Origin of the sequence: Roseofilum capinflatum BLCC-M114, assembly GCF_030068505.1 — a bacterium.
Lineage (GTDB): Bacteria > Cyanobacteriota > Cyanobacteriia > Cyanobacteriales > Desertifilaceae > Roseofilum > Roseofilum capinflatum.
Genome location: NZ_JAQOSO010000109.1, coordinates 83,823 through 98,127, shown reverse-complemented (window position 1 = coordinate 98,127; position 14,305 = coordinate 83,823). Strand labels below are relative to the sequence as shown.

General features: G+C 47.0%; 7 protein-coding genes. 4 read left to right on the top strand and 3 right to left on the bottom strand.

Annotated features, from left to right (window positions below; all coding sequences use genetic code 11):
* Positions 1 to 100 precede the first annotated feature (100 nt).
* A complete protein-coding gene (purM, locus tag PMG25_RS21300) occupies positions 101 to 1,126 on the bottom strand; it encodes a phosphoribosylformylglycinamidine cyclo-ligase (protein WP_283768910.1) in 1,026 nt (341 codons plus the stop codon).
* A gap of 529 nt (positions 1,127 to 1,655) precedes the next feature.
* Between purM and PMG25_RS21295 the strand changes: the two genes are divergently transcribed.
* The 4 genes from PMG25_RS21295 (at position 1,656) to PMG25_RS21280 (ending at position 6,937) form a co-directional block, all read left to right on the top strand.
* Positions 1,656 to 2,657, top strand: coding sequence for a septal ring lytic transglycosylase RlpA family protein (locus tag PMG25_RS21295; RefSeq protein WP_283768909.1), 1,002 nt, complete (start codon positions 1,656 to 1,658; stop codon positions 2,655 to 2,657).
* Positions 2,658 to 2,820: 163 nt separating this feature from the next.
* Positions 2,821 to 4,446: a bifunctional pantoate--beta-alanine ligase/(d)CMP kinase gene (locus PMG25_RS21290; RefSeq protein ID WP_283768908.1), complete on the top strand. Its 1,626-nt coding sequence runs from the start codon at positions 2,821 to 2,823 to the stop codon at positions 4,444 to 4,446.
* A gap of 120 nt (positions 4,447 to 4,566) precedes the next feature.
* Positions 4,567 to 5,499: a UDP-glucuronic acid decarboxylase family protein gene (locus PMG25_RS21285; protein WP_283768907.1), complete on the top strand. Its 933-nt coding sequence runs from the start codon at positions 4,567 to 4,569 to the stop codon at positions 5,497 to 5,499.
* Between the two features lie 70 nt (positions 5,500 to 5,569).
* Complete coding sequence (locus PMG25_RS21280) at positions 5,570 to 6,937, top strand: UDP-glucose dehydrogenase family protein (RefSeq protein WP_283768906.1); 1,368 nt, start codon at positions 5,570 to 5,572, stop codon at positions 6,935 to 6,937.
* Positions 6,938 to 7,227: 290 nt separating this feature from the next.
* Here the strand turns inward: PMG25_RS21280 and PMG25_RS21275 are convergent, their stop codons facing one another.
* Together PMG25_RS21275 and leuC are read right to left on the bottom strand one after the other, a co-directional pair.
* Positions 7,228 to 12,528 (bottom strand): AAA family ATPase, encoded by a 5,301-nt coding sequence (locus PMG25_RS21275; protein ID WP_283768905.1) that lies wholly within the window; start codon positions 12,526 to 12,528, stop codon positions 7,228 to 7,230.
* A gap of 200 nt (positions 12,529 to 12,728) precedes the next feature.
* Positions 12,729 to 14,132 (bottom strand): 3-isopropylmalate dehydratase large subunit, encoded by a 1,404-nt coding sequence (leuC, locus tag PMG25_RS21270; protein ID WP_283768904.1) that lies wholly within the window; start codon positions 14,130 to 14,132, stop codon positions 12,729 to 12,731.
* Between the last annotated feature and the right edge of the window lie 173 nt (positions 14,133 to 14,305).

Sequence of the window (14,305 nt, the reverse complement as noted above, 5' to 3'; positions counted from 1 at the left end):
AAACGGAGTTTTATCGCCGACTATAGAAACCGCCACACCAGAGAAAGGGAAAGTTAGGACATTTTCTATTGCCTATTGCCTATTGCCTATTGCCTCAAACCTATTCCCTAGCGCCCAGCAACTCCCCGTTTCCTGACACAACTTTACCGATCTCAAAGGCTTGAATCCCTTGTGCATCAAAGGTATTGAGGGCAAATTCGGCTTGTTCGGGATCGATCAAGACAACAAAGCCAATGCCCATATTAAACGTATTAAACATCTCTTTTTCTGCCACCGATCCCGCTTGGGCTAACCATTGGAAAATGGGCGGAATTTCCCAGGCACTCCAATTCATGGCAATGGATTGATTTTGACCTAAACAACGGGGTAAATTTTCGGGTAATCCTCCCCCGGTAATATGGGCCATTCCATGGATATCTAAACCTTCAGCTATGGCGGTTAAAATCGGTTTAACATAAAGCTTTGTTGGGGTGAGTAAAACTTCACCCAACGGTTTATTTAATCCCTTGGGGATCGCCTGCCAACTTAAACCTTGAGTTTCCACAATTTTGCGAACCAAACTAAAGCCATTACTGTGAACGCCCTGACTGGCTAACCCTATTGCCACATCCCCCACGCGGACTTGCGAGCCATCCAATAACCGCTCTCTTTCCACAATGCCCACACAAAAGCCCGCTAAATCGTACTCACCCACCGGGTAAAATCCCGGCATTTCCGCCGTCTCTCCTCCCAACAGGGCACATCCAGCCTCCTTACATCCCTGGGCAATCCCAAAAACTACTTGTTCTAATTGTTCTGGATTTAACTGACCCGTAGCGAGATAATCCAGAAAAAACAGGGGTTCAGCGCCAGAAGTCAGCACATCATTGACGCACATGGCGACTAAATCAATGCCGATGGTATGGTGGCGATCGCAGGCTTGGGCAATCTTCAACTTGGTTCCCACCCCATCGGTTCCCGACACCAAAACCGGTTGTGAATACCCTCCCGGCAACTGAAAACAGCCCCCAAATCCCCCTAAACCCCCCAACACTTCCGGGCGATAGGTACTCTCCACCCAACGACGAATCTGGCCCACAAACGCTCGACCCGCCTCAATATTCACTCCTGATTCTTGATAATCCATGGTTTCAGCTCCCAATTTCCCCCCTTTTGGGGGCATCTATCAAATATTCTTATCCATCGCGGGATCGCAGGGTGTATCTTAGTCTGGGCAATCCATACAGCGTATTTGTACTTATTTTTTTGGGGATCGCGGCCTTTCCCAATCCCGAAAAACTGTGATAACCTATCGCTGTTCAACCAAAAAATCAAATTCATAACGAGTTCGATTTTTAGACCAAGAAACCTAAAACCCTCCACAACTGAAGGTTATTCTACCCTCTGTTGGAGCGGTAAAAGTAGGGGAACTGACAGTTATTCACCGAGAGTTCCTCGGGGTGTGCCTGTGGAGTGTCAAACAAACGCAATGTTTCGGCAAAGCGGACACGACGAAGCAGGAAGAAAACATCAGATTATGTGCAACTCGATCTAGGTTTGTCATAGTTTGTCTAAGTTTTTCAGAACGGCTAAGTCAATCTGATAACAACTGTAAATTTCAGATGGAACATCAGGGTTAAGACTCTACCGCTCTTGTCCTCACAACCTAAAAGTTTATGAACCAACATCTTTGGAAAACTTTAACTGTTTCTGCTCTCCTCTTGACCCTGGGATCGGGGTCTTCCGGTCACGCAGAGCCGAGCGCTAACCTTGTGGCTTCTGAGTCAGAAGCGATCGCCCAACGAGAACAAGACAGTACCGCTTCCATGTCGGCAAAGCTCCCTGAAGCCGATCCTCACTCGGCCACCAAAATTTATCCCCATACCCTGGATGGACAAGAAGCCGCCACATTATACGTCCAAAATATTCCGGTTCTCACCTTTTTAGGTGAGCCGATTACACAAGAAACACAAGAAACACAAGAAAAAGCTCAGGAAGTCTCGACCGTGCCCATGGCTCAAGTGTCCATGGTTAACCTATCCAATACCCAAGCAGTTCGAGAAGCTGAAGCAGTCGCCGAAAAACTCTCGGTATGGGTGCGTAGCGTAGACGATGCTGAGGCGATCGCCCTCAAATGGGATGAAGACTTAGAAACCTATCTCATTCAAGCCAATGACCAAACCCTAGTGACTATGGGACAGGACGTAATCTTACCCGACACCACCCAAAATTCCACCCAGGATGCCGTCCAAGCAACCAACCGTCTGCGTCGCCTCCTCGGAAATGCTCCCCCGATCGAAGAAGTCTACGGTAAACCCGTTACCGCTCCAGGCAAAGCCCTCAACAACCCCTCTGCCTCCCAAGGGGAATTCGTTACAGTCCAAGCCGTTAGTGGATGGGCTTCCTGGTATGGCCCCGGATTCCATGGCAACTTAACCGCTAATGGGGAACGATATAATCAATATGGGTTAACGGCTGCCCATCGCAACTTACCGTTCAATACCATGGTGCGGGTTACCAATATGGATAATGGCCGTTCCCTGGTTGTACGGATTAATGATCGCGGCCCCTATATTCGCAACCGCATCATCGACCTGTCTAAAGGCGCAGCCCAAGAACTGGGATTGATGAGTACGGGCGTTGCCCCAGTACGGATGGAAATCCTGGAACGACAGTAGACTTCTTGCAGAAGTCAGGCAAAAGGCAATAGGCAAAAGGCAATAGTCATTAAGAATTAAGATGATTACTGCATTACTATTGGTTTTATGCCCACTTATGCAAGAGTTTGAGTAGGGAATTTCTTCCCTTGACTCCTGAGACACCATTCATAACGAGGAAACTGTGCATCTGTACAAAACGATTGCTGCTCTTCAAACCTATTTACAGCAGCAATCTCCCTCTGAAGTTTTGGGTTTTGTGCCCACCATGGGATCGCTTCATGGGGGGCACTTGCGCTTGATTGAGTTAGCGCGGCAAGAGAGCGATCGCGTGGTGGTGAGCATTTTTGTCAATCCCCTCCAATTTGGCCCCAATGAGGATTTAGCCACCTATCCCCGCAATTTAGAGCGCGACTGCGAACTCTGTGAGCAAGCTGGAGCAGATGTGGTGTTTGCCCCAAGTCCGGAAGCTATGGGGATAGGAGAGAGCAATCAAACCCTGGTAATTCCTCCAGAGTCCATGACTTCGGTTCTCTGTGGCCAAAACCGTGTCGGGCATTTTCAGGGAGTGGCGACGATTGTCACCAAGTTATTCAATATTGTCAAACCCGATCGGGCTTATTTTGGCCAAAAGGATGCCCAACAGTTGGCCATTATTCGCCAACTGGTGAAGGATCTCAATCTGGGGGTCGAGATTATTGGCTGTCCGACGGTGCGGGAAGCGTCAGGTTTGGCCATGAGTTCCCGGAATCAGTATTTAAGCGAGCAAGAGCGCGAACAAGCCTCGGTGTTATATCAGGGACTGAAAAATGCCGAACTGGAGTTTAAAAACGGCGATCGCACCCGCGAAGGATTAATCGGTGCTTTTGAGGCGATCGCCCAAACCATGCCCAATGTAGAAATCGAATATGCAGATTTAGTCGATCCCCAGACCTTAGACCCTTTACAGACGATCGCCTTTGAGGGATTATTAAGTGTTGCTGCTAAAGTGGGTTCTACTCGTTTGATTGATAATATGATCTTGCGCGATCGCCGCCCCATCATTGCCATTGACGGCCCAGCCGGAGCCGGAAAATCGACCATTGCTCGTCAAGTGGCCCAAAACCTTGGCCTATTGTACCTAGATACGGGAGCCATGTACCGGGCTGTCACTTGGTTAGTCCAACAAGCCGGAATTGCTTTAACGGATGAACCTGCGATTGTCGAGTTAGTCAGTGAATCTGACATTCGCTTCGACTCTTCCCCCAATGGGCCGGTCAGTAGGAGTCAACGGCCGTTGACCTCTACATCAGCAGAGAGTGGCCGAGTTGCCTATCTAGAAAAAGGCAGTTCGCACCCCTTGCAAGTGTTTATTAATAATCAAAATGTGACCGAAGCGATTCGGTCTTTAGAAGTCACGGCTCAGGTTTCGGCGATCGCCAGCTTACGCGCAGTCCGGCAAAAACTCGTCGAGCAACAACGGTTATGGGGCAAACGGGGAGGACTCGTAGCCGAAGGACGGGACATCGGAACCCACGTCTTTCCCGATGCCGATCTGAAAATTTTCCTCACAGCTTCTGTGGAAGAACGGGCAAAAAGACGACAACAAGATTACTTAGCCCAATCCTCCCATGCACCGCAAACCCTGCCCAGCACCGAACAATTAGAGCAAGCTATTCGGCAACGAGATTATACCGACAGTCACCGAGAAATTGCCCCCTTACAGAAAAGTCCAGAGGCGATCGAGATTATTACGGATAACCTCAGTATAGAAGAGGTAACCCATAAAATCATTGCTCTCTATGAGTCTACGGTGTTGAGCCTCAATTAAAAAAATCTTAAGCAATCTGCCCAGCCAGTAGCGCTATTTTGAACTAATGTTCCAGTTCTCACCAAATCAGCCAGGAAAAGGCTAATATAACCTTGCTGGCTTAAGATACCTGCACAAATTATGAGAATCCTTGTAACGGGGGGAGCTGGCTTTGTTGGCTCTCACCTTATTGACCGTTTGATGGAAGCGGGTCATGAAGTCATCTGTTTAGATAACTTCTACACGGGAAACAAACGAAATATTCTTCAGTGGCTCGATAATCCCTATTTTGAGCTGATCCGACATGATATTACCGAACCCATCCGGTTAGAGGTCGATCAGATCTATCACTTGGCTTGTCCAGCATCACCGATTCATTATCAATACAACCCCATTAAGACGACCAAAACTAGCGTCTTGGGAACCATTAACATGCTCGGACTCGCCAAGCGAGTAAAGGCACGCATATTACTAGCATCTACTTCAGAAATCTATGGCGACCCTGATGTGCATCCCCAAACCGAAGACTATCGGGGAAATGTAAACACCATCGGTATTCGCTCCTGTTATGACGAAGGCAAGCGAATTGCTGAAACTCTATGTTTTGACTACCATCGGGAACATGGTCTAGAAATTCGCGTGGCTCGAATTTTTAATACCTATGGCTCTCGCATGTTAGAAAATGATGGTCGAGTAGTGAGTAACTTTGTTGTACAAGCCCTGAAGGGGATTCCCCTAACCGTTTATGGGGATGGCTCCCAAACTCGCAGTTTCTGCTATGTTTCCGATCTGGTAGAAGGGTTAATGCGGTTGATGAATGGTGACCATGTAGGGCCGGTCAATCTGGGTAACCCGGATGAATATACCATTCTGGAGTTAGCCGAAAAAATTCAACAAAAGATTAATCCGGATGCCGAAATTCAGTATAAACCCCTTCCGGCAGACGATCCCCGGCAACGACAACCGGACATTACTCGCGCTAGAGAATGGCTAGGATGGGAACCGACGATTCCTTTGAATGACGGTTTAGAGAAAACGATCGCCGATTTCCGCGATCGCCTGAGCCAATCCTGAAACGTTGATGATAGACCGAAGAAGCATCTACCCTCTGTCAATCTAAAATCAAGTCTCTTGAGGTATACCCATGAAAGTTTGTGTAATTGGTACAGGTTACGTTGGTTTGGTGACTGGTGTCTGTCTAGCTGAATGCGGCCACCATGTGATCTGTATTGATAACAATGAAGAGAAGGTCAAGTTGATGAAGTCCGGCCAGTCCCCCATTTATGAACCCGGATTGTCCGAATTAATGCAAAAATCAGCCAAAGCCGGTAACTTGGAATTCAGCTCCGATTTAGAGGCTGGAGTCGCCCATGGGGATATCCTGTTTATTGCCGTGGGAACCCCGGCCCTACCCACTGGAGATAGCGACACTCGCTATGTGGAAGCAGTGGCTCGTGGCATTGGGGCCCATCTCCGGGAAGGTTATAAAGTCATTGTTAATAAATCTACTGTTCCCATTGGTTCCGGGGACTGGGTACGGATGATTGTCCTCGATGGCATTGCCGAACGCAAGAAAGAAGAAGGCTCTAGCAACGAGGCGATTAAAGCTGAATTTGATGTGGTCAGCAACCCAGAATTTCTACGGGAAGGTTCAGCAGTTTATGACACTTTTAATCCCGATCGCATCGTCCTGGGCAGCAACAGTGAAAAGGCGATCGCCCTGATGCAAGAACTCTATACCCCCATCGTCGAACGCAAAGTCGGCACGGATGGCTCCTTACCTCCGGTTCCCGTCGTCGTTACCGATCTCAGTTCTGCCGAGATGATTAAATACGCCGCCAATGCCTTCCTCGCCACCAAAATTAGCTTTATTAACGAAGTCGCTAATATTTGCGATAAAGTCGGCGCAGACGTGACCCAAGTCGCCAAAGGCATCGGACTCGATTCCCGGATTGGGAATAAGTTCTTACAAGCCGGAATTGGTTGGGGGGGTTCCTGTTTCCCCAAAGATGTTTCTGCTTTAATTCATACTGCCGATGACTATAACTATGAAGCGGAACTACTCAAAGCAGCCGTCAGTGTCAACAACCGTCAACGGCTAATGGCAGTAGAAAAACTACAACAGGAACTGAAAATCCTTAAAGGGAAAACCGTTGGTCTGTTGGGACTGACGTTCAAACCCGATACGGATGATATGCGAGATGCTCCAGCGTTAAACTTAATTGAACAACTCAGCCGCTTAGGAGCCAAGCTCAAAGCTTACGATCCCATTATCTCTCAGTCAGGAATGCGTCACGGTCTCTCCGATGTGATTGTGGAATCCGATGTAGATATGTTAGCTGATGGTTGTGATGCTCTAGTATTAGTGACGGATTGGCAGCAGTTTTTGAAATTGGATTATGCCAAAATGGCCAAGAAAATGGCCCATCCGGTGATGATTGATGGTCGTAACTTCCTCGATCCTAAACCCCTAGAAGCGGCTGGATTCCGTTATGTAGGAATTGGTCGCTAATCTTTCTTGAGGGCAATTGAACTCATATAAAATCTAGAAAAGAATGCTAGATTTTATATCTCCTAAACGCCCTTAATAAGGTGGCTCTCAGGAATGATAATGTGGTAAACATTTAAGTATTTGATATCACCCAAACAAGGGGCATGGGGCCCCTTGTTTTGTTGTTCAAGCGATTTCGAGTTTAAGGGGTGACAAGGAAACTAAAGAGTAGACTGTATACCCCTCTTTTTTTACTCTTGAGCCTGATTTCTTATTTTCTTCTGCCTAGAGTGATAGAAGAGGGATAATTTTTAATTCTTCTTAATCGCCACCAAAGTTATATCATCATAAACCTTTTGTGCCCCAATGAATTGCTTCACATCATCGATAATCACTTGGCGTATCTCAACGGCCGATAGCTGCCAGTTTTCCTGGGCTAGGTTGCAGAGGCGATCGAAACCGTAAAATTTCCTTTCGCTATTTTCCGCTTCGGTGATGCCATCGGTGTATAGCACTATCAGGTCGCCGGGGTTCAGATCGATTTGAGTTGGGTGGGTGAAGTCAGCAATTTCCGGAACCAGGCCGACAGGGAAGCCCAAATCCAAAGTGTCGATTATCTCTAAGTGCCCCCCAGCTCGGACAAGGATAACATTTTCATGCTGTCCGCTTATGGTTACAGTTCCATCCTCGTAGTCCAGGATGGAGAGAGTCAGGTGTTTGTCGGTCTTCATCCGCTCTATATTTTTGCAAATGCTGTGGTTGAGGATGTCCAGGAATTGCACCGGGTTGGCGAGGTTGCTTTCCAGAAGGACTCGCGTGGCGGTTTGAAGCATTATCATCAGCATCCCCGACTCCAAGCCATGTCCCGTCACGTCGCCGATGCCGATTTTTATTTTGCCGTCTTGCCGCAGTACATCGTAGTAGTCGCCGCCTACTTCGTCCGCCGATTCCATGAAACCGGCGATATCTAGCTCCTCGATTTCCTCCAGTTCCTTTTCTTCGGGCAACATCTTCTGCTGTAACTGCCGGGTTATATCGAGTTCGGCGCTCATACGCAGGTTTTCCGACTCTAGCTGCTTGTTGAGGGCTTTGATTTCTTCGTTGGCAACAGCCAACTCGGTCGTGCGCTGCTCCACCTTTTGCTCTAGGGTGCGGTAGAGCAGGGCGTTTTCGATAGAGATGGCTGCCTGTCCCGACAATAATTTCACGATTTCTACCCGTTCTTGGGTAAAAGCTCCTGTAGTTAGGTTATTTTCTAGATAGACGATACCCCTAAGCTGACCTTGTTCTAGCAGAGGCACGCATAACACAGACTTTACCTGAAATTTTTGGATATAGGTTTGACTGGTAAAATTGCCCTCATTGCAGGCATCATTAAGAACTACACTGTCCTGGGTGCGAGCAACATAGTTAACGATCGCCGAGGACATTAAGGGTACAGAACCATCAGGTTTGACAAATTCCAAAGGCATGGACTGCAATACCGCTATTTCGCCGTTTGCCCCTGCTTCTGCTTCAATGAGTAACTCTCCCTCAATTTCCAAAATCAAAAAGCCAGATTGAGCGCCCGTATTTTCCATCAAAATTTTAATCAATTGGCTCAGTAATTGGCTCAGGACAATTTCACTGGCAAGAGATTGAGATGCCTTCATCAACGTTGCAATGTCCAGATTGCTGATCGGATTGAAAATAGTGGAGTTGGTAGAGATCAATAGACTATGAGAATTGCTTCTCGAAGTTTTAATAGTTCGCGATTGACATAATTGCGGATAATTTTCTTCCAGGTGCTTGACCTTTGCTTTTGCTCCCCAGCGAGCGTAGCAGTAATAAGCTTCCATCATGTAAGCACGAGCCACTGTTTCCTGACCCCAATCCAGGTAAAATTTTGCCGCGAGTTCGTTAGCCAGAGCCTCTTCTTGAATGTATTCGTTTTCTTTGGCTCCAGATATTGCCTTGTGATAGAGTTCTATAGCTTCTGCCTTTTGTCCTAGAAATCGGCATTTTTCTGCTTCCACCAAATCTACTTTATGTTGATAATTCATCGGAGCATAGTGGGCCCATTGATATTGCAGTTCCGTTTGGTTTTGTTCCACCTGTTGGAGTACCTCTGATATCTGCTCCGATTCCGAACTCAAAGTAGCTATAGCGGTTAAAGAATCATAGAATAAAAAAGCAGGTTCGCCAACGGTTCCAGAGCTGGCTATTAAATACTGCTTGACTTGATTTGCAGCGCTTTGAGCTGATTCGATCGCCCCAAACAGGTAGCAAAGCATAAGCTTGTATAAATATAGCATGAACAAGCCAAGCAAGTCACGGGCACAGATGAGTCGAGGCACTAATTCTGCTTCTTGGAGAGACTCTCCAGACAAAATGCTCGGATCGTTCGCAAGTCCCAGCAAATTTAAAACGGTTTGCCAATGAATTCGACAGTAATTCGCTGTTATCGATTGATTGAATTGCACCAAAGCAACGCAGTAAGCACTAGCCTCTCGATTCAAGGTAGTCAGGGGCTGACCGCACCAGAAAGCATTGAGACAAAAATTGTGAGCAGCATATCCGATATCTTCCAATTGGCCAAATTCACTAGCAGATCTATAAGCCTCCTGCATGAATGATAGGGTTTTTTTGGTATGAAATTTGCGGTGTAGTACGGAAAAAACGATGATGCACAATACTTCAGCTTTTATTACGTTTTTGTCCAGTTTTGATACAATTTTGAGGGCCAACTGACCAAACTTTACCCCTGTATCGACATCGTGCAGGCGAATACAAGAGAGTGCGCCATAGTAGGCATACGCATAAGCTGAAGTCGATGTATTTCCATATTGAATGGATAGCTTGACTGATAAGGCAATCAGCAATGGCAATAAGAGAGGAACAGAAATATGAGCGGCTGATATAATGCTATTGATAACCTGCATAATGGCTATTTTTTCGCGATCTGTCATCATGGGCAAATGAACCAGGTCTTTAATGTTTCTGTTGCCAATCAGTTCTCCAATCTCTGCAAGGCTAGATTGAATATCATTCTCTGTGGGAGTTTCGGGGAAACTGACACCTAACTGTTGCAGGAGTTGTCTGGCTATAGTAATCGCTTCGGTCAGTTGATTTCGGGAGATATTCGAGCTAATTATAGTGCTATAAACTTCAACTTTTTCTAGTAAAGATTTTGCTCTTGCAATAACGGTTTCAAAAAAACTTTCCATCGCCTCAAAGTCTCCGCATAACCAAGCTAATTGAGCCGCTATTTCGTGGAATGCTAGAGTTATTTCATATTGCCTCTTCCAGGCATTATCGCCTAGTAACGATAATCCGGTGTTGACATACTCTCTAGCCGCTTGATAGGCAGTAGCGTCTTTAGCTTTGCGGCAGGCAATGAGATTGAGTTGGGCAATTTCGTCCCGTTGTTTTTGCTCGGTAATTAAAGCTGTTCCATAGTTAAATTGGCCGACTAGCTCAAAAATGTTCTCTTCTCTAGCTTCTGGGGGTATATTTTGAAGTAGCGTGTATCCGATGCGGTAATGAAGCGATTCTTTTCGAGCGTCAGGAATCAGCGCATAAGCCGCTTGTTGGATGCGATCGTGTCCGAACTTATAAGACTGAATCAGCAGATTTTCGTCGAGTTCAGATAACGGTAAAATAAAACCGCGATCGAGAGCTATTTTTAACAACTCAAAAGTTTCTAGAGCTGATTTTTTCCCGACCCAGGTCAGCAATTCTAAGTCAAATTCTGCGCCCCAACACGCGGCTAGGGATAAAATTTCTTGGCTGGATGGGGGCAATTTTTGTAACTTCTCCACCATCAACTCCACTACATTGTCGGTGAACCCCCTTGCCGCGATCGCTCCCATATCCCATTGCCAGCTTCTCGACTGCCGGTCGAATTGCAGCAACTCTTCGTCGTATAATGCTTGTAAAAATTCATTAATAAAAAACGGATTGCCTCCAGTTTTTTGCTGAATTAACTCAGCCAAGTCCCTAACGGTTTCAGCAGTTTGCTGGAGGGCATCGCCGATTAAAACAGTAATTTCCTCTAGGGGCAAAGGGTTTAAAACAATCTGGTCTATAGACTCGCTCTTGTTTTGCCGCAGTTTTGCTAGGGACATTGCCAAAGGATGGCCGGCGGACATTTCATTATCTCGATAAGCTCCCAACAGCAAAAGATATTCTGTTTGCCCTTCGAGTAACATCCGCTCCATCAGTTGCAAGGTCGCCAAATCGGCCCATTGCAAGTCGTCTAGGAATAGAGTTAGCGGATGCTCTTTATCGCAGAAAACATGGATAAAGTTTCCGAAAACCAGGTTAAAGCGATTTTGCGCTTCGTTGGCTCCTAAAGCGGGAACAGAAGGTTGCTTGCCGATTATCAGTTCGACTTCGGGAATGACATCAATAATGACTTGTCCGTTATTTCCTAAAGCTTTTAATAATTTTTCTCGCCAGACTTGCAATGCAGTTTCGCTTTCTCCCAGTAGCTGTCCGACCAGTTCGCCAAAAGCAGCGACGATCGCCGAATAGGGAATATTGCGCTGAAATTGGTCGAATTTCCCGGCAATAAAATAGCCCCGATGGGCGGTAATGGGTTTGTAGAGTTCTTGCACTAGGGAAGATTTGCCGATGCCGGAATAACCTGCCACCAGCATCAGTTCGACTTTCCCCATCTCGGCTACTCGCTCGAATGATTCGAGTAATGTGGCAATTTCTTCCTCGCGCCCGTAGAGCTTTTGGGGAATTTGAAATTGTGCGGCAATATCTTCTTGACCTAGGGGGAATGGAACAATCTTTCCCGTCTGTTCTAATGGTTGCTGGCATTTTTCTAAGTCCGATCGCAATCCCTCGGCACTTTGATAGCGCTCTTGGGCATTCTTCGCCATCAATTTCATGACAATATCGGCGATCGCAGCAGGAATGTCTTCACCGTTCCCCAATGCAGCAGGCATTTTGGCAATATGACAGTGAACTAATTCTAAAGGATCTTCAGCTTCAAAGGGCAATCTTCCCGCCAGCATTTCATAAAAAGTGACTCCTAATGAATAAAAATCCGTTCGATAGTCTAAACTGCGGTTCATTCTGCCAGTTTGTTCCGGAGAAATATAAGCCAGGGTTCCTTCTAAAACATTGGGATTTTTTAGGGTGGTATTTTCTCGACTCAGTTGGGTGGCTATGCCAAAATCAATGATTTTTATTTCTTGGCTTGCGGGATTGAGAATGATATTGGCGGGATTGATGTCTTTGTGAATGATGTGTCGGGCGTGAATGTCTGCTAAACTCTCGGTAATGGCGATCGCGATCGCCAAAAACTCCTCTACAGATACTGGGTCTCGCTCTTGCAACCATTGTTTAAGGGAAATCCCACCAAAGTCTTCAAGCGCGATCGCATAGCTCCTGTGCCATTCTTCAAGACTATAGGCTTTGATAATCCCTGGAGCATCGAACTGGCAGGTGAGATAATATTCCTGTTTGTAGTGACGAATTTGCTCTGGGGTTGGATAGTCTTGATTGAGAAATTTGAGGATAACGGGAAAGTTGTCTCTTGTCCGCCGAGCGCGATAGACTTGAGAGCTACTGCTCTCATGAATTTGAATAAAATTGTCGTATCCGGCAAGAGTAACCATAAAATCATCGACCGAGAGACGAGAATTCAGAATGTAAACTCGATTATACTATACCCCTCTTCTGTCACTTTTGGAGATCGCGATCGCTGTCTCTTCTATATAGCAAGACCTTTGTCTCTCTGACTAGATTTTTGAGTTTCTGTTAGGAAAAATAAAAGAGGGATAATGATAGTCATTCAACCTCAGCACCCCACTGTGGGCTATAGCAGTTTTCGCACGTCACAAACTTGACCGGAGATGGCCGCAGCGACGACCATGGCGGGACTCATGAGTAGGGTGCGACCGGAGGAAGACCCCTGACGGCCTTTGAAGTTGCGGTTGGAGGAGGAGGCGCTGATTTGATCCCCTTCGAGTTTATCGGGGTTCATGGCTAAACACATGGAACATCCGGCATTGCGCCATTCAAACCCGGCTTCGGTAAAGATTTTATCTAAGCCTTCTGCTTCAGCTTGTTGCTTGACGACTTCTGAACCGGGAACCACAAAGGCTTTGACGTGGGGGGCGACTTGATGACCTTGGGCAAATTTGGCGGCTTCCCGCAGGTCGCTGAGGCGGCCATTGGTACAACTGCCGATGAAGCAGACATCGATGGGGGTTCCGGCGATCGCCTTTCCGGGTTCGAGTTTCATATATTTATAGGCTTCTTCAGCTAAGAGCCGATCGCCGTCGTTGAGCTTCTCTGGGGTGGGAACCACTTCATCGACTCCTATCCCTTGACCGGGAGTAATGCCCCAGGTGACCGTTGGTGGAATGTCTTCAGCCTTAAACACCACCACATCATCATATTCTGCATCAGCATCAGAGCGGATACTCTGCCACCATTGCACGGCTTTATCCCAGCTTTCCCCTTGGGGAGCAAATTCCCGTCCTTTTAGATAGTCAAATGTGACGCGATCGGGGTTTACATAGCCACATCTGGCTCCCCCTTCGATGGACATATTGCAGATCGTCATCCGCTCTTCCATGGACATCTGTTCTAGGGTAGTTCCGGCATACTCATAGGCATAGCCTACGCCCCCTTTAACGCCCAGTTTGCGGATAATGTGGAGGATCACATCTTTGGCATAAACCCCCGGATGCAGGCTGCCATTGACCTCGATCCGGCGCACTTTGAGCTTGTCTAGGGCTAGGGTTTGGGAAGCCAAAACATCCCGGACTTGGCTGGTTCCTATGCCAAAGGCGATCGCCCCAAATGCGCCATGGGTTGAGGTATGGCTATCTCCACAGGCGATCGTCATTCCGGGTTGCGTCATTCCTTGTTCTGGGGCGATCACATGGACAATGCCTTGGTTTCCCGACCCCACATTATAGAAACGAATTCCATGTTCTTCAACGCTCTGTTCCAACGCTTGCATCATCTCTTCGGCTAAAGTGTCTGCGAAGGGGCGAGCCTGGTTTTCTGTGGGGACGATATGATCGACCGTAGCGACAGTGCGATCGGGAAACAAGACCTTTAAATTTCTCTCCCGCAGCATGGCAAACGCTTGGGGACTGGTCACCTCGTGGATCAGATGTAGTCCGATAAACAGTTGAGTTTGTCCAGAAGGAAGTGTGCCAACCTTGTGGTTGTTCCAGACTTTATCAAATAGCGTGCCCTTGCTCATAGTCTATAGTAGCGCTAGACGCTGGTAATCGGTAATCGGTAAACTGTTTTTTACCTGAGTTCACTGGCAGTTTATCATTTTATCTGGGGGCTTGTATAGTCATTCGGGAGGCAATAGGCAATAGGCAATAGGCAATAGGCAATAGTTCATAAACAGGGCTTTTTGTACAACTC

Excerpts from the sequence above, each read along its gene's own strand:
- purM (WP_283768910.1), bottom strand. The coding sequence starts at position 1,126 with ATGGATTATCAAGAATCAGGAGTGAATATTGAGGCGGGTCGAGCGTTT.
- leuC (WP_283768904.1), bottom strand. The coding sequence starts at position 14,132 with ATGAGCAAGGGCACGCTATTTGATAAAGTCTGGAACAACCACAAGGTT.
- PMG25_RS21295 (WP_283768909.1), top strand. The coding sequence starts at position 1,656 with ATGAACCAACATCTTTGGAAAACTTTAACTGTTTCTGCTCTCCTCTTG.
- PMG25_RS21280 (WP_283768906.1), top strand. The coding sequence starts at position 5,570 with ATGAAAGTTTGTGTAATTGGTACAGGTTACGTTGGTTTGGTGACTGGT.
- PMG25_RS21275 (WP_283768905.1), bottom strand. The coding sequence starts at position 12,528 with ATGGTTACTCTTGCCGGATACGACAATTTTATTCAAATTCATGAGAGC.
- PMG25_RS21285 (WP_283768907.1), top strand. The coding sequence starts at position 4,567 with ATGAGAATCCTTGTAACGGGGGGAGCTGGCTTTGTTGGCTCTCACCTT.